This window comes from Gordonia sp. LUNF6 (assembly GCF_047041125.1).
Taxonomy (GTDB): Bacteria; Actinomycetota; Actinomycetes; order Mycobacteriales; family Mycobacteriaceae; genus Gordonia; species Gordonia sihwensis.
This window is the reverse complement of record NZ_CP178181.1, coordinates 2,034,802-2,049,423: the sequence shown is the minus strand read 5'-3', so window position 1 is coordinate 2,049,423 and position 14,622 is coordinate 2,034,802. Positions and strand designations below refer to the sequence as shown.

The following is a 14,622-nucleotide window of genomic DNA, read 5'->3' as shown; positions in this document are numbered from 1 at the left end:
TCGAAGGCACCCCGGTAGCCTGGGACGGTGATCACACCTGCCTCTCCCTTGGATTTCGCACGCGGCCCCGCCTGGGCCAACCGCATCGCCCTGGCTCCGCTGACGAATCTGCAGAGCAATGCCGACGGCACTCTCTCGGACGACGAGTACCACTGGCTCGTGAGGAGAGCCGAGGGCGGCTTCGGCATGGTGATGACATGCGCGGCATGGGTGTCCGGCCGGGGGCACTCGTTCTCCGGACAGCTCGGCGTCGCCGGCCCCGAGCACCTCGACGGACTGACCCGGCTGGCGCACGGGCTGCGCGCGGCGGGAGCGGTCTCATCGATCCAGTTGCAGCACGGAGGGCGACGCGGCGACGGACAGTTCGACCCCGTCCGGGTGGCGCCGTGGAACGATGCCGCCAAGCAGGCGGTGGAACTGAGCACCGCCGAGGTGGAGGCGATCGTGGAGGAGTTCGCCGAAGCCGCAGTCCTCGCCTCCGAGGCCGGTTTCGACGGGGCCGAGATCCACGGGGCCCACGGCTACCTGCTCTGCCAGTTCCTCGACGCGCGCAGTAATCACCGCGCCGACAAGTACGGCGGCAGCGCCGACAACCGATTCCGCATCATCCACGAGGTGGTCGATGCGGTCCGTCGCGCCACCGGACCGGATTTTCAGCTGGGCCTGCGACTCTCGCCCGAGCGTTACGGCGTTCCGCTCGCCGAGTCGCGCGAGCTGGCGGCTCAGGTTCTCGCCTCGGGACGGCTCGACTACCTCGACATGTCGATGTGGGACGCGTTCAAACACCCGGCCGAGGAGGAGCACCGCGACCGCACTCTGCTCGAACACTTCACCGATCTGCCGCGCGGGGGCACCCGTCTCGGCGTCGCCGGGAAGATCCTGACCGGTGCTCAAGTGCGCGAGAGCCTCGACGCCGGCGCCGACTTCGTCTTGATCGGGACCGCCGGGATCCTGCACCACGATTTCGCAGCCAGAGTGGTCGCCGACCCCGCGTTCACGTCGACGCCGCAGCCCGTGTCTGCCGATCACATGCGCGCCGAGTCCGTCGGTCCGGCGTTTCTCGAGTACCTGTCGACGAACTGGGACGACTTCGTGCTCTCCTCCTGAGGCCGGCGTCCCGCGGTTCCGGCCACACGCGCCGGTCGCCCGTCCGAATGGTCGGCTCTGAACGGTGTGTCACACTGGGGGCACAGGTGACTGCAGACGGGGGTATGCGTGCTGGGAATCGTGCTGTTGATCGTCGGCGGCGTCGGTCTGGTGTTGACGTTGCTGTCCGTCCTCGGTGTGGATGCCGGCGGCGTGGACGTTCACCTCGGCGACTCCGGCGCCGGACTGCTGTCCATTGTCACCCCGTTCGCCACTGGGTTCGGCCTGCTCGCGGGCGGGCTCCTGACGTTCACCGAGACGGCGACCTGGCCGGCACTGCTGGTCGGTGCGCTCGCCGGCGTGGTGCTCTCGGTCGCGGCCGTCGTCGTTCTGGGGTACCTCGTCGGCGCCGAAGCCGAACTGCCGAACGTCGACCTCATCGGTTCGGCGGTACGCATCGTGGAACCCGTCACTCCCGGCCGCTTCGGGATCGGTGAGGTACGGACGCCGCTCGGCACCCGCCAGGTGACGGTCACCTCCGACGCCCCGCTCGAACACAACGATGAGGCCGTGATCGTGGACCGCATCGACGGCGGCGACAACTACGTCGTCGCCCGCATCTCCCTCACCGACTGATCCCCACCCGGTTCCCTGCAGAACCGGGGCAACGAAAGGAACCCGCAAGATGGGAGCCGTCATCGGCGCCGTAGTGGCCATCGTGGTGCTACTCGTCCTCATCGTCCTGCTCGTGCTGTCGCGCTACCGCGTGCCGGGAGCGGAAGAGGCGTTCATCGTCACCGGCACCGGCAAGGGGCACGAGGGCAAGGTGTACCGCGGAACCGGAACCTTCGTGCTTCCGGTGGTGCAGCGCGCGACCCGGGTGCAGTTGTCATCGGTCAAGGCCGATCTGGACACCTCGACCCCGGCCAACGACGGCATCGAGCTGAAGGTCCGAGGCGTCGCGGTCGTCAAGGTCGGCGACACGCCGGAAGCCATCCTCAAGGCGGGTCCGCGTTTCGGCGACGACCTCAACCGGGTCAAGGCCCTCGTCACCGAGCAGCTCTCCGGTGAGCTGCGGTCGATCGTCGGCACAATGACCGCCAAGAGCATCCTCGTCGATCGGCAGCAACTCGTCGACCAGGTCGCGCGCTCGATCAAGGAGATCCTCGGCAACCAGGGATTGATCCTCGACAGCTTCTCGATCAACGACGTCCAGGACTCGGACGGCCAGTACTTCTCCGACCTCGCCGCCAAGGAGCGATCGGATCAGGCCGCGATCGCAGCACGGTCGCGCGCCGTGGCCCACCGCGTGGCCGAACAGAGCCGCATCGAGAACGAGCAGGCGATCATCGAGCAGCAGCGCGAGCTCGACATCGAGCGGGAAGCCGCCCGCCAGGCCACCGACCGTGCGGCGGCCGAGGCCGACGCGGTCCGCCCGCTGGTCGAGGCCGAACGCCGGCGCATTCAGGTGGAGAAGGACAACGAGGTCGCCGAGCAGACCGCACGACTGCGCGACACACAGCTCGACGCCGAGGTGCGCCGCCCCGCCGAAGCCGAGCTGTATGCGGCGCAACAGCGGGCCGAGGCCCGTAAAGCCGAGATCATCGCCGAGGCGGCGGCCAAGGCCGAGGGTATCCGGATCACCGGCGAGGCCGAGGCCGACGCCCTGGAGAAGCGCGCCGAGGCGCTCGGCAAGCTCGACGAGGTCGGCCAGCTGGAACTGGTGCTGAGCAAGCTCCCCGACATCGTCCGCGCGGCCTCGGCACCGCTGGCCGATGCGAACATCACACTGGTCGGCGACTCGGTGAGCCCGGTCGCCAAGGGCGCGGGATCGAGCCTGGTGAGCACCATGGAGCTGATCCGCGGCGCCACCGGTATCGACGTCGCGCAGATGCTGTCCGACCTCGGGACCAGTGATACCGACGGAAGCGGGCGCGCCGCGCCGGCGGAGCCTCACCAGGATCACTGACGGGGATCACTGACGGTGGATCACTGACGGGCCACCGGGCCGGGGCAGCGCTGCCCCGGCCCGGTGGGCTATTCACCCCGCAGGAACTGCAGGATGTCCGGGGTCACCGGATCGACGAGATCGGCCACCTCCTCATGCTTGCTCACATACTTGGCCACGAGCGGACAGACGGCCACCACCCGCCGGCCCGCGGCCCGGGTGTCGTCGAGCGCCTCACGGACCAGGACGGAGCTGAGACCGCGACCGGAGAACCGGTCGTCGAGTTCGGTGTGTGGAAAGATCCGCTGGTCTCCACGGTCGATGAATCGGGTGAATCCGGCGGTCTCACCGTTCACCAGGATCTCGTAACGGCCCAGCGCGTCGTTCCGGACCACCTCCGTGCGTTCTGCGTCGGTCATCGCCCGTCCCCTCTTGTCATGGTCGAGTCCGCCTGCGCGGCTTCAGCCGAGTGTTCGGCAGCGGCGGCGCGGGGATCCATTCGTCGGCTCCCCAGCCGCCCACTGTTCCGAAACGTTCCGACCGCCGCTGCCATTCCTCGCGGTACTCGGCGATCTCGTCGTGGTCGCGGCCGACGAAGTTCCACCACATGACGATGTCCTCGGCGAAGGGCTCGCCGCCGAGCAGCACCGCGCGTGCCGGTCGGTCCGTGGGATTGTGCACTTCGAGCCGGCTGGACCCCGGGCCCACATAGGCGAGCGAAGCGCGCCCGATCCGGACTCCGCCGACCTCCGCGGCGGCCGTGTCGAGCAGAACACCGTGCTCGAAGGACTCGTCGACCTCCAAGACCGCACACGCGCCCGGGTCGATCGACAGTTCCGCGCCGAGCAGCGGTGTTGCCGTGACGATCTCCGCCGACGATCCGCCCGAGTCGCCCACGAATACCTTCATGCTGCCGACCACGGCTCCCGACGCATCGGTCAGGTCCACCGAGGGTGCACGATAGTGCTGAAAGCCGTTCTCCCCGTGGCGGGCGCCGTCGGGCAGCGCGACCCACAGTTGCACCCCGTGCAGCGTCTCCACCCGGCGTGTGGAGACCTCGGAGTGACTGATCCCGCGGCCGGCGGACATCAGGTTCATCTCTCCCGGCAGCACCATCGCGTGCACCCCCGCGCTGTCGCGGTGCTCGATCTCTCCTTCGAACAGCCAGCTCACGGTCTGCAGTCCGGTGTGCGGATGCGGCAGCACCCGCATCCCGCCCGACTGCGAGACCGGCTCGGGACCGTAATGGTCGGCGAAGCACCAGGCGCCGATCATCGATCGATCACGTGTCGGCAACGTCCGGTTCACCTTCATCGCCCGGATGCCGCCGAGCGGCACCAGGCGAGGTTCGATCACTTCCACACCGGCCGCGGGCGTCGCACCGCACTCCACCTCGGCGGGCTGTGCCTCCATGTTGCTCATCGATCAACCCCTCAATCTGAATCTGAGCGCTGCGATCAGGTCGTCGAGCGCGGCGTCGATCACATCGATCCGCGATCCCGGATCGGGGCTCTCCAGCACGCTCTGCCGGTCGGCCGGTCCGAGTGGAAGATCCGAGGCGGCGCGAAACGTCTCCGTGACCGGGTCGCCGTCGCCGTAGTCGACCGGCGCGGCGAGTTGCGAGGCGATCCACCGCAACTGCGGATCCTTCCGGCCGCCCTGCCCGCAGAGCAGTTGCAGCTGAGCCCGCTTCTCCAGGACGTCCGACCACTCGACGGGGCCGGTGTCCGGCTCGGGGAGATCCTCGACCAGAGCACGCGGATACGGATCGTCGGGCAGCCACTCGGTCACCCGGATGCGCGAGGTTCCGCTGCAGAGCAAGGAGTAGCGGCCAGGTCCCGCGTCGGTGAGGCGGTCGATCCTCGCCACGGTGCCCACCATCGAACGCACGTCGCCGCCGCCGACTTCCGAGCCGCGCTCGATCAACACGACACCGAACTCGCCGCCGTTCTTCTCCACCACGGGAAGCATTGCCGCATAACGGGGTTCGAAGATCCGGAGAGGCAGCTGCTCCCCTGGCAGGAGCACAGCGCCCAGCGGAAACATCGGCATCTCCCTCACGCCGATCACCCTACCCGCGGTCGGTCAGACCCACCCTGATTCGAATGGTTGTCGGCCTTCCCGTGCGAACAGCACACTGTCAACGTGCTCGCGCCGATGTACTCACCCCGCCGATGTCGCTGATCGGTCCCGCCTGATCCGCTCCGCCCGATCCGGCCCCGTCCTGCTTCACCGAACTCTCGTCACCAACCTCACCGGAGGTCTATTCGTCATGTCCACCAACAGTTCCGACCGTCGTCTCGAGACCGCGTATCAGCCGCTCCAGTTCGCGTACTGGGTGCCGAACGTCAGCGGCGGTCTGGTCGTCTCCCGTATCGAACAGCGCACCGACTGGGGGTACGACTACAACCGGACTCTCGCCCGGCTCGCCGAGAACAACGGCTTCGACTACGCACTGAGCCAGGTCCGCTACACGGCCTCGTACGGTGCCGCGTACCAGCACGAGTCGACCAGTTTCTCGCTCGCTCTGCTGCTCGCCACCGAGCGGCTCAAAGTCATCGCCGCGGTCCATCCCGGGCTCTGGCACCCGGGCGTCCTCGCCAAGTTCCTCGCCACCGCCGACCATCTGTCCGGGGGCCGCGCCGCGGTCAACGTCGTGAGCGGCTGGTTCAAGGATGAGTTCACCAAGCTCGGCGAGCCGTGGCTCGAGCACGACGAACGCTACCGCCGCGCCGAGGAGTTCATCACCTACCTACGGCGGATCTGGACCGACGACCACGCCGACCTCGCGGGCGACTTCTATCGTCTCCATGATTTCGATCTGAAGCCGAAGCCGCTCGACCTGCCCGGACGCCCGCATCCGGAGATCTTCCAAGGCGGCAACTCGACCGCGGCTCGAGCGATGGCCGGTCGGGTCTCGGACTGGTACTTCAGCAACGGTAGAGACTTCGACGGTATCAGCGAGCAGGTCAGCGACGTGCTCACCGAAGCGGCACTGCACGACCGCACGGTCAAGTTCGGCCTCAACGGCTTCCTCATCGGACGCGACACGGAGAGCGAGGCCCGCGACGTGCTCCGAGAGATCGTCGACAAGGCGGACCGCGAGGCGGTAGAGGGATTCGGATCCGCGGTCAAGCAGGCCGGCTCGTCCACCTCGGACGGCAAGGGCATGTGGCAGGACTCGGAGTTCGCCGACCTCGTCCAGTACAACGACGGTTTCCGCACCGGACTGATCGGCACACCCGAACAGATCGCCGAGCGCATCGTCGCCTACAAGACCCGCGGCGTGAATCTGCTGCTCCTGGGCTTTCTGCACTACCACGAGGACGTCGTCTACTTCGGCGAGAAGATCCTGCCGATCGTTCGCGATCTCGAGAACGACCTCGCCGTCAGCGGCCGCCTCGAATCCGAACTCGCCCGTCACGGCGTCCTCGCCGCCCGGTGAGCTCCCACCTCCTCATTCCATCCGGATCGAAAGAAGGCAACCCATGACCGTCACCGACCACACCGCACCGCCCGCGTCCGCCGACCTGGCCCGGTTCGACGCCGCGCTGCGCCGCGCCGACCTCGTCGCGGCGCAATTGCGGGCCACCGCCGCCGAGCGTGACCGCGCGAACAAGCCGCCGCTGGCCGAGATCGAACTGCTTCGCGAAGCCGACCTGCTGCAGGTCGGTGAGCCGGTGGAGTACGGAGGCTCGGGACTGGACTATGCGCAGTCGCAGCAACTGACCCGACGCGTCGCCCGCGGCGACACCTCGATCGCGCACCTGCTCGGTTACCACTACGCACAGCAGCGCATACCGCACCTGTTCGGGACCGCCGATCAGGCCGACGAACTCTCGCGCCGCAACGCACAGTTCAAGCCCTTCTGGGGCGGCGTGCAGAATCCGCGCGGCGCATCCGGTCTGACGCTCACCCGTGACGGGTCCGGTTTCCGGCTCGACGGCCGGCGCACCTTCGCCTCGGGAGCCGGTGTCGCCGACCAGCTGTCGGTGACCGCCGAACTCGACGGCGACCTGGTGTTCCTGTCCATCCCGGCCCGGCGCGAAGGGTTCACACCGCTGAACGACTGGGACAACATCGGCCAGAGACTGACCGACTCCGGCGGAGTGGTCTTCGACGGTGTGCGCATCGAGCGCAGCGAGATCCTCGGCGAGGATCCGCTGACCGGACGCGTGCCGAGCGCATATCAGACTCTCGTGACCCCGCACTGGCAGCTGGCCTTCGTCAACTTCTACATCGGCACCGCCGAAGGTGCACTCGAGGAGGCACTGGACTGGACTCGCCTGCACGCCTCACCGTGGGAGACCTCCGGTCTGGAGAGCGCGACCGACGATCCGTACATCCTCGAGCTGGTCGGCGCGCTGCGCTCCGAGGTCACCGCCGCGGCGCTGCTCGCCGACCACGCGGGTGAGGCGCTGCAGAGCGCACTCGACATCGGCCCGGACCTCACGCCCGACCAGCGTGCCGAAGCCGCGATCGCGATCGCCGAGGCCAAGTACGTCACGACCAAGGTGTCCCTCGACGTGGCTTCGCGGCTGTTCGAGATCCAGGGAGCTCGCGCGACGACGACCTCCTACGGCTTCGATCGGCACTGGCGCAACCTGCGAACGCACACGGTGCACGATCCGGTCGCATACAAGGCCCGCGAGGTCGGCGATTGGACGCTGAACCGCCGCGCCCCGCAGTTCACGCTGTACAGCTGAACCGACCACCGTCCGCCGTCGAACCCAGAGGTCCTCTCCACCATGAGTCCCGTCTCGAGTCGAGCCGCAGAGACCACCGCCGTCACAGCCGATCCAATCGCCACCGTTCTGCCGGGCCTGCTGCCGGAGATCGCGCGCACCGCCTCGGACCGCGACCGCGACCGCGTACTTCCCCGCGCGGAGCTCGATCTCCTGGCGGGGGCGGGATTGCTGGCGGTCACCGTTCCGGTGGAGTACGGCGGACACGGTCTGGGCATCGGGTCGGCGGCGGGGCTCATCGCCGCACTGGCCGCCGTCGACCCGAGCCTGGCGCAGATCCCCCAGAGCCACTTCACCTTCCTCGACGCCCTCGCGCGGCTCGCGCCGCCCGGACTCGCCGAGGAGGTCTTCGGACGGGTCGCCGGCGGTGCGCGCCTGGCCAACGCCCAGAGCGAGCGCGGCGGCGCGACAGCCGTGGACGACGCTACGAGCGTGGTTCGGACAGCGCGCGGACTGCGCCTGTCGGGCAAGAAGTTCTACTGCACCGGTGCGGTCATCGCCGATCTGCTGGCGGTGCGCGCCCTCGGCCCCGACGGCGGTCGCGTTCTGGTCTATCTGCCGGCCGAGACCGAAGGCGTGTCGATCCTCGACGATTGGGACGCGGTCGGCCAGCGGACCACCGCATCGGGGACGGTCGAGTTCGACGATGTTCCTGTCGAGCCGGAGCAGGTGGTGGCTTTCGACGAGCTGTTCGAGAGACCGAGCACGTATGGCGCTCGCGCGCAGCTGCTGCACGCCGCCGTCGACGCCGGTCTGGCCTCCGGTGCGCTGGCGGCCGGAGCCGAGGCCGCGCAACGCGCTCGTCCCTGGTTCGAGGCCGGCGTGGAGCGCGCGGTCGACGATCCCCTCCTGCTGGCCTCGGCCGGCGAACTCGAACTCACGGTCCGCGCGGCGCGGGCTCTGCTCGACGCCGCGGTCCGGGCCATCGAGACGGCCGAAGTCGCAGGCGAGCCGCCCGAACTCGTCGCAGAGGCGTCGCTGGCCACGGCCGCGGCCAAGGTCGCCGCCGGGCGTGCGGCCCGGCATGCGGGCGAGGCGCTGTTCGACTTCGGCGGCACCAGGGCGGCCGCGGCGGCGTCGAACCTCTCGCGGTACTGGCGCGACGCGCGAACCCACACCCTTCACGATCCCGAGCGATGGAAGCTCGCTCATCTCGGCCGATGGGCGCTCGCGGGCACCCGGCCCCCCGCCCACGGCAACATCTGATCCTCCACAGGAAGAAGACATGGCACAGACCCCCTCCTCGACCACCGTGACGGCCAACCGGTCCGCGATCCCGACAGCTCCGGTCGCGAGTCCGTCAGAGCAGTCGAACACCGAGCGCCCCGCACTGAAGCTCCACTGGTTTCTGCCGACCTACGGCGATTCCCGGTTCATCGTCGGCGGCGGACACGGGCTTCAGGCCGGGGCCGCCCGCGGCGATCGGCCCGCCTCGATCGGCTACCTGAGTTCGATCGCCCGCGCGGCGGAGGACTTCGGATTCACCGCGGCACTCACGCCCACCGGTGCCTGGTGCGAGGACGCCTGGCTCACGACGGCGATGATCGCGCGGGAATCGGAGCGCCTGGGATTCCTGGTCGCCCTCCGTCCGGGGCTGGTGAGCCCGACTCTTGCCGCACAGATGGCTGCGACCTTCAGCAGGCACGCGCCCGGCAGGCTCCTGCTGAACGTGGTCACCGGCGGCGAGCCCCATGAACAGCGGGCGTTCGGCGACTTCCTCGACAAACCCTCGCGCTACGCCCGCACCGACGAGTTCCTGACCGTGGTCCGCGGACTGTGGCGCGGCGAACGGGTGACGCACCGCGGCAGGCACCTGCAGGTCGACGACGCAGCGCTGCATCGGCTGCCCGCAGAGGAGATCCCGATCTACTTCGGCGGATCCTCTCCCGAGGCCGGTCCCGTCGCCGCGCGGCACAGTGACGTCTACCTGACCTGGGGCGAGCCGCCAGCGGCGGTGGCGGCGAAGATCGACTGGATCCGCGGCCTCGCCGCGCAGCGGGGCCGAACGGTGCGATTCGGCATTCGGCTGCACGTCATCTCCCGGGACACCGCGGACGAGGCGTGGACCGCGGCAGCCGGCCTGCTCGCAGCGCTCGACGAGGACACCGTTCGCGCCGCCCAGGAGGGCCTGGCACGCAGCGAGTCGGCGGGACAGGCGGCGATGCGCGATCTGCACGCCGCCCACCGCGGTGACGGATCGTGGCGCGATCCGCGGGCTCTGGAAGTGGCCGAGAACCTATGGGCGGGTGTCGGTTTGGTGCGCGGAGGCGCGGGCACCGCGCTAGTGGGCAGTCATGCCGAGGTGGCCGACCGCATCGCCGAGTACGCCGCGCTGGGCATCGATGAGTTCGTCCTGTCGGGTTACCCGCACTTGGAAGAGCTGTACTGGTTCGGGGAAGGCGTGATACCGCAGTTGGTGCTGCGCGGTCTGTTCGCGGTGCCGGGAAACAGTCCCGGACGCGTCGCTGCCGCGCCTTTTCTGACGGCCGCACACTGACGCCGCGGGGAGGACTCTGGTGATGACCACCGCGTTCGAAACCGAGCCGACGTTGCGGGCAACCATGGCCCGCTACCCCACCGGGTTGGTCACCGTGGCCGCCGTCGATGCGGACGGACCGTTCGGCCTGATCGCGAGTTCGTTCACCTCGGTGTCACTGGACCCGCCGTTGGTGTCGGTCAACATCGCTGCGACGTCGACCACGCTCCCGCGGCTCTCGGCTGTGCCGCAGTGGGGAGTGAGCGTGCTCGCCGCGGACCAGCCGCCGGTGGCCGACGCCTTCCGTCGAGCGGCTCCGCGCAGATTCGACGGTCTTGGTTGGCGCCGTGAGGCCGGCGGCGCCGTTCTGCTCGACGGAGCCGCCGCAGTGTTCGTCACCCGGCCGCGGCAGATCGTCACCGCGGGCGACCATGTGATCGCGGTGCTCGCCGTCGATCGACATTCCGGTGACCCGACTGTCGATCCGCTGGTCTTCTACCGGAGCCGGTGGCACCGCGTGTCCGCGCTCGAAGCGGACTGAGCCTTCGGCGCGGAAGTCGCTGCTGCTGGCTGACTACTGCGCGATGCCTACTGCTCGATGAGCAGGGTGGCCGTGCCCAGTGCCGGTTCCCGGACGGTGCATACGCGAGTGCCTCCCTTGCGGCCGGTGCGGACATCGCTGACTTCGAGGCCGGCGCCCGCCAGGCGATGCCGTTCGGCGACGATGTCGTCGGTGCGCCAGGCCAGTCCCATGAGTCCGAGGCGGTCGCCGGCGTCCGGGGCTCCGGCGACGACCTCGATCACGACGGTGCGTGTCCGGAAGAAGAGCTGGCACATCCCGTCGCCGAGCTCGCGGACGAGGCGCAGGTTGATCCCGAGCCGGCCGCCGAGGAGCGCGACGGCCCGGTCGGCATCGGGCGCGGTGAGGCCGATGTGGTCGAGCATCCGGCCGGTGGGCCGGACCTGCGGGCCGGCGGTGATGCGCAGCGGCGAGGCGCCGACGATCGCCGCAGCGCCGTCCGTATCGTCCAGGGTCAGGCCCCGCCGACGCAGGAGCGCTGCGGCACCGTCGTAATCGGCGACAGTCAAGTCGACCGTCGGTTCGACGGCGTGCGCGTCGGCGTCGGTCCGCCCGTCCCGGAGTGCGACCGTCGCATTCGACGCCGCCCAGCGCAGCCCCTCGGATTCACCCAGGAGAAGGTCGTACATCCGCGACGCGGCGTCGAGATCGGCCACCGGCAGGCTCACGTGGACGTCGGCGATGGACAGCGGATCAGGGATCGAGTTCACGAAACCATCGTGGCACACGCGATCTCGGCACTCCTGCTTCTAAAGTGAGGGGTCACATCAGGCACATGGAAGGCAGGCTCATGGCCGCTGAAGAACCGACCGACGCGCCGCCTGCGACCGAAGCCGACGCCGTCGAAGAGACCCGCGCCGACGCCGCGCACGCCGGCGATGCGGAATCGGACGCCTCGTCTCCGAACGCCGTGGTGCGTCTGTGGTCGCGGTACTCCAGACGATTGTCGTATGGCGGTCTGGTCGTCGCGACGGTCCTGCTGTGGCTGTCGGTGACACCGTCGCTGCTGCGGCGCGGACCCCTGTTCCAAGGCCTCGTCAGCGCCGCTGCCGCCGCGATCGGCTACGCGATCGGAGCCTTCTTCACATGGCTGGCTCGATACCTGGTGTCCCGTCGAGAACCCTGGCCGCGTCCGCGCGGATGGTGGTGGGTGGGACTCACGATCGTCTTCCTCGCAGGCACCGTCTTCATGCTCTACTGGTATCACCGCTGGCAGGAGGAACTGCGTGACCTGATGGGCGTGGAACACCTCAACTGGACCGCGTACCCGATCATCGTGGTGGTGGCGGTGGTGGTCTTCGGGGTCCTGCTCGGCGTCGGGCAGGCGTGGGGTGCGCTGCTGCGGATGCTCGCGCGCCGCATGAGCCGGCGCATCCCACCCCGGATCGCCGGGATCACCGCGGCGACGGTGATGGTCGTCGTGAGCGTCCTGATCCTCAACGGCGCGGTCGCCGACTACGGCATGTCGGCGTTGAACAACTCCTTCGCGGCGCTGAACAATGAGACCAATCCCGATTCGGCTCCCCCGACCTCCACACTGCGTTCCGGCGGACCGGAGTCGGTGGTCAGCTGGGCGAGCCTGGGCCGCATGGGTCGCACCTTCGTCTCGACCGGCCCGACGGTCGCCGAACTCGAGGCGTTCAACAAGGCGCCGGCGAAAGAACCCATCCGGGTCTACGCCGGGCTCGATTCGGCGGACTCGATCCAAGACAGCGCTGAACTGGCGGCCCAGGAACTGGTCCGGACGGGCGGTCTGCAGCGCAAACTGATCGGCATCGCTGGGTCGACGGGCACCGGCTGGGTCAATCCGGCCAACCTCGACTCCCTGGAGTACATGTACAACGGCGACACCGCGATGGTGTCCATGCAGTATTCGATGCTGCCGAGCTGGCTCTCGTTCCTCGTCGACCAGGAGCGCGCGCGCCAGGCCGGACGCGCGCTGTTCGAGGCGGTCGACCGGCTGGTGCGGCGTATCCCCGAGGCGCAACGGCCCAAGGTCGTGGTCTTCGGCGAGAGCCTCGGATCGTTCGGCGCCGAGGCCCCGTTCGGCTCTGTCGCGACGATGAGCGCCCGGACCGACGGCGCCCTGCTGACCGGCCCCACGTTCAGCAACCAGACGTGGGTGGACACCACCGCCGACCGTGACGCCGGTACCCCGGAAGTGCTGCCGATCTTCAATGACGGTGAGCAGGTCCGATTCATCAACACGGCCAAGGACCTCGAGCGCCCGGCCGGTGTGGAATGGGACCGCGGTCGCATCGTCTACCTACAGCACGCGTCCGATCCCATCTCGTGGTGGAATCCGGATCTCGTGCTCAACAAGCCCGACTGGCTCAAGGAGCCCCGTGGCTCCGACGTGCTCTCAGCGGTGAACTGGATCCCGTTCGTCACCTTCCTGCAGGTCGCCGCCGATATGGCGGTGGCCGTCGACGTCCCCGACGGACACGGTCACAACTATCTGCGAGAGATTCCGACGGCGTGGGCAGCGATCCTCACCCCCGAAGGGTGGACCGATCAGAAGACGGCCGAACTGCTGCCGCGGCTGCATCGCGACTGACGACTGCCGGATCCACCCGGGGTTACTCATGAGTAACCCCGGGTGGGTAGCATCGGGTCCGTGACTCAGGACAAGACTCTCACGGACTCCCCCGCATACCGGACGCATCCCTACAAGGCGTTCGAGGTGACCGTCGCCGATCACGTCGCCGAGGTGACGCTCATCGGCCCCAGCAAGGGCAACGCTCAGGGCCCCGACTTCTGGGCCGAGTCCGCCCCGCTGTTCGAGGCGATCGACGCGGACCCGGATGTGCGCGCAGTGGTGCTCTCCGGATCGGGCAAGCACTTCTCGTTCGGCCTCGACCTGGCCGCGATGATGGGCGACTTCGGCAAGGTGCTGGCCCCGGATGCGAAGGCCGGTCCCCGCACTGAGTTCCATCACACCATCAAGCGCATGCAGCGGGCCATCGACGCCGTCGCCGACTGCCGCAAGCCGGTCGTCGCCGCGATCTCGGGCTGGTGCATCGGCGGTGCCGTCGACCTGATCAGCGCCGCCGACATCCGGGTGGCCAGCGCCGACGCGAAGTTCAGCGTGCGCGAAGTCAAGGTCGCCATCGTCGCGGACATGGGTTCGCTCGCCCGCCTGCCGCTGATCATCGGCGAAGGTCACACCCGTGAACTCGCGCTGACCGGCAAGGACATCGATGCCGCTCGCGCAGAGAAGATCGGCCTCGTCAGCGACGTGTACGACGACAAGGACGCCGCCCTTGCCGCCGCGCGGGGGATCGCGGCCGAGATCGCGGCCAACGCTCCCCTCGTAGTGCAGGGCGTCAAGGATGTCCTCGATCACAGCCGGAGCGCGCGCGTCGACGACAGCCTCCGCTACGTCGCGGCGTGGAACGCGGCCTTCCTGCCGAGCGACGATCTCACCGAGGCGGTCACCGCCGTCTTCGAGAAGCGTCCGCCGAACTTCCGCGGGCAGTGACGCCGTCGCCGGGCACCCGGATCACCGGCTGCCCGGCGGGCGGGGTATGGCACTCGTGAGATGCCATGCGCCGCACACACATTCGTATGACCGTAGGCTGGGGCGACCTCGAGAGTTGCGAGCCACCGCCAGGATCGCGCCGGTCACCGCCGCCTGCGACGGATAGGCGATCTTCTCCGGCGTCGGACAGGCGAACTGCACGCGGGGCACCTGGCGCCTGCGCTTGCGCGGACGCGCATTCGCCGCCGCGGTCCGCGACTCGATGCGCCGGTAGAACTCTTCCAGCTCGTCGTCGTCGAAGGGCAT

Annotated in this window: 15 protein-coding genes; 10 read left to right on the top strand and 5 right to left on the bottom strand. The window is 69.0% G+C overall.

Annotated elements, in window-relative coordinates; translation table 11 throughout:
• Nucleotides 1–27: 27 nt before the first annotated feature.
• The 3 genes from ACK8HH_RS09565 (at nucleotide 28) to ACK8HH_RS09555 (ending at nucleotide 3,055) form a co-directional block, all read left to right on the top strand.
• Nucleotides 28–1,107: an NADH:flavin oxidoreductase gene (locus ACK8HH_RS09565; protein ID WP_006894991.1), complete on the top strand. Its 1,080-nt coding sequence runs from the start codon at nucleotides 28–30 to the stop codon at nucleotides 1,105–1,107.
• Between the two features lie 108 nt (nucleotides 1,108–1,215).
• On the top strand, nucleotides 1,216–1,722 hold the full coding sequence (locus tag ACK8HH_RS09560; protein ID WP_006894990.1) for a hypothetical protein: 507 nt from the start codon (nucleotides 1,216–1,218) through the stop codon (nucleotides 1,720–1,722).
• A 49-nt stretch (nucleotides 1,723–1,771) separates the two neighbouring features.
• Nucleotides 1,772–3,055: a flotillin family protein gene (locus ACK8HH_RS09555; protein ID WP_375004048.1), complete on the top strand. Its 1,284-nt coding sequence runs from the start codon at nucleotides 1,772–1,774 to the stop codon at nucleotides 3,053–3,055.
• 68 nt (nucleotides 3,056–3,123) lie between these two features.
• Here the strand turns inward: ACK8HH_RS09555 and ACK8HH_RS09550 are convergent, their stop codons facing one another.
• Genes ACK8HH_RS09550 through ACK8HH_RS09540 form a run of 3 tightly spaced genes read right to left on the bottom strand, consistent with a single transcriptional unit; the run spans nucleotide 3,124 to nucleotide 5,086 of the window.
• Nucleotides 3,124–3,453, bottom strand: coding sequence for a GNAT family N-acetyltransferase (locus ACK8HH_RS09550; protein WP_346077449.1), 330 nt, complete (start codon nucleotides 3,451–3,453; stop codon nucleotides 3,124–3,126).
• A 16-nt stretch (nucleotides 3,454–3,469) separates the two neighbouring features.
• Nucleotides 3,470–4,456 (bottom strand): pirin family protein, encoded by a 987-nt coding sequence (locus tag ACK8HH_RS09545; protein ID WP_222111418.1) that lies wholly within the window; start codon nucleotides 4,454–4,456, stop codon nucleotides 3,470–3,472.
• A gap of 3 nt (nucleotides 4,457–4,459) precedes the next feature.
• On the bottom strand, nucleotides 4,460–5,086 hold the full coding sequence (locus tag ACK8HH_RS09540; RefSeq protein WP_039866865.1) for an LON peptidase substrate-binding domain-containing protein: 627 nt from the start codon (nucleotides 5,084–5,086) through the stop codon (nucleotides 4,460–4,462).
• Between the two features lie 220 nt (nucleotides 5,087–5,306).
• Between ACK8HH_RS09540 and sfnG the strand changes: the two genes are divergently transcribed.
• The 5 genes from sfnG to ACK8HH_RS09515 are packed head-to-tail and all read left to right on the top strand — an operon-like array spanning nucleotide 5,307 to nucleotide 10,796.
• On the top strand, nucleotides 5,307–6,479 hold the full coding sequence (gene sfnG, locus ACK8HH_RS09535; RefSeq protein ID WP_006894983.1) for a dimethylsulfone monooxygenase SfnG: 1,173 nt from the start codon (nucleotides 5,307–5,309) through the stop codon (nucleotides 6,477–6,479).
• Between the two features lie 43 nt (nucleotides 6,480–6,522).
• Complete coding sequence (locus tag ACK8HH_RS09530; protein ID WP_412475148.1) at nucleotides 6,523–7,740, top strand: acyl-CoA dehydrogenase family protein; 1,218 nt, start codon at nucleotides 6,523–6,525, stop codon at nucleotides 7,738–7,740.
• A gap of 42 nt (nucleotides 7,741–7,782) precedes the next feature.
• Nucleotides 7,783–8,985 carry an acyl-CoA dehydrogenase family protein gene (locus ACK8HH_RS09525; RefSeq protein WP_412475147.1) on the top strand — a complete coding sequence of 401 codons (1,203 nt, stop codon included), beginning with the start codon at nucleotides 7,783–7,785 and terminating at the stop codon, nucleotides 8,983–8,985.
• Nucleotides 8,986–9,004: 19 nt separating this feature from the next.
• The gene (locus tag ACK8HH_RS09520) at nucleotides 9,005–10,276 is read left to right on the top strand and encodes an LLM class flavin-dependent oxidoreductase (protein WP_412475146.1); all 1,272 of its coding nucleotides are present in this window, start codon (nucleotides 9,005–9,007) and stop codon (nucleotides 10,274–10,276) included.
• A gap of 22 nt (nucleotides 10,277–10,298) precedes the next feature.
• The gene (locus ACK8HH_RS09515; RefSeq protein WP_062367848.1) at nucleotides 10,299–10,796 is read left to right on the top strand and encodes a flavin reductase family protein; all 498 of its coding nucleotides are present in this window, start codon (nucleotides 10,299–10,301) and stop codon (nucleotides 10,794–10,796) included.
• Nucleotides 10,797–10,843: 47 nt separating this feature from the next.
• Here ACK8HH_RS09515 and ACK8HH_RS09510 read toward each other — a convergent pair whose 3' ends face one another.
• Entirely contained in the window at nucleotides 10,844–11,545 is a 702-nt protein-coding gene (locus ACK8HH_RS09510; RefSeq protein WP_412475145.1) for a VOC family protein, read from the bottom strand.
• Nucleotides 11,546–11,625: 80 nt separating this feature from the next.
• On the opposite strand from ACK8HH_RS09510, the gene ACK8HH_RS09505 reads away from it, so the two are divergent.
• Entirely contained in the window at nucleotides 11,626–13,392 is a 1,767-nt protein-coding gene (locus ACK8HH_RS09505; RefSeq protein WP_412475144.1) for an alpha/beta hydrolase, read from the top strand.
• Between the two features lie 60 nt (nucleotides 13,393–13,452).
• On the top strand, nucleotides 13,453–14,316 hold the full coding sequence (locus tag ACK8HH_RS09500) for a crotonase/enoyl-CoA hydratase family protein (protein ID WP_412475143.1): 864 nt from the start codon (nucleotides 13,453–13,455) through the stop codon (nucleotides 14,314–14,316).
• Between the two features lie 21 nt (nucleotides 14,317–14,337).
• Here ACK8HH_RS09500 and ACK8HH_RS09495 read toward each other — a convergent pair whose 3' ends face one another.
• Complete coding sequence (locus ACK8HH_RS09495; protein ID WP_006894968.1) at nucleotides 14,338–14,622, bottom strand: hypothetical protein; 285 nt, start codon at nucleotides 14,620–14,622, stop codon at nucleotides 14,338–14,340.

Bases quoted from the DNA above. Each gene is read 5' to 3' on its own strand.
- ACK8HH_RS09530 (WP_412475148.1), top strand. From the start codon at position 6,523: ATGACCGTCACCGACCACACCGCACCGCCCGCGTCCGCCGACCTGGCC.
- ACK8HH_RS09540 (WP_039866865.1), bottom strand. From the start codon at position 5,086: ATGCCGATGTTTCCGCTGGGCGCTGTGCTCCTGCCAGGGGAGCAGCTG.
- ACK8HH_RS09545 (WP_222111418.1), bottom strand. From the start codon at position 4,456: ATGAGCAACATGGAGGCACAGCCCGCCGAGGTGGAGTGCGGTGCGACG.
- ACK8HH_RS09525 (WP_412475147.1), top strand. From the start codon at position 7,783: ATGAGTCCCGTCTCGAGTCGAGCCGCAGAGACCACCGCCGTCACAGCC.
- sfnG (WP_006894983.1), top strand. From the start codon at position 5,307: ATGTCCACCAACAGTTCCGACCGTCGTCTCGAGACCGCGTATCAGCCG.
- ACK8HH_RS09550 (WP_346077449.1), bottom strand. From the start codon at position 3,453: ATGACCGACGCAGAACGCACGGAGGTGGTCCGGAACGACGCGCTGGGC.
- ACK8HH_RS09555 (WP_375004048.1), top strand. From the start codon at position 1,772: ATGGGAGCCGTCATCGGCGCCGTAGTGGCCATCGTGGTGCTACTCGTC.
- ACK8HH_RS09505 (WP_412475144.1), top strand. From the start codon at position 11,626: ATGGCCGCTGAAGAACCGACCGACGCGCCGCCTGCGACCGAAGCCGAC.
- ACK8HH_RS09495 (WP_006894968.1), bottom strand. From the start codon at position 14,622: ATGCCCTTCGACGACGACGAGCTGGAAGAGTTCTACCGGCGCATCGAG.
- ACK8HH_RS09520 (WP_412475146.1), top strand. From the start codon at position 9,005: ATGGCACAGACCCCCTCCTCGACCACCGTGACGGCCAACCGGTCCGCG.
- ACK8HH_RS09515 (WP_062367848.1), top strand. From the start codon at position 10,299: ATGACCACCGCGTTCGAAACCGAGCCGACGTTGCGGGCAACCATGGCC.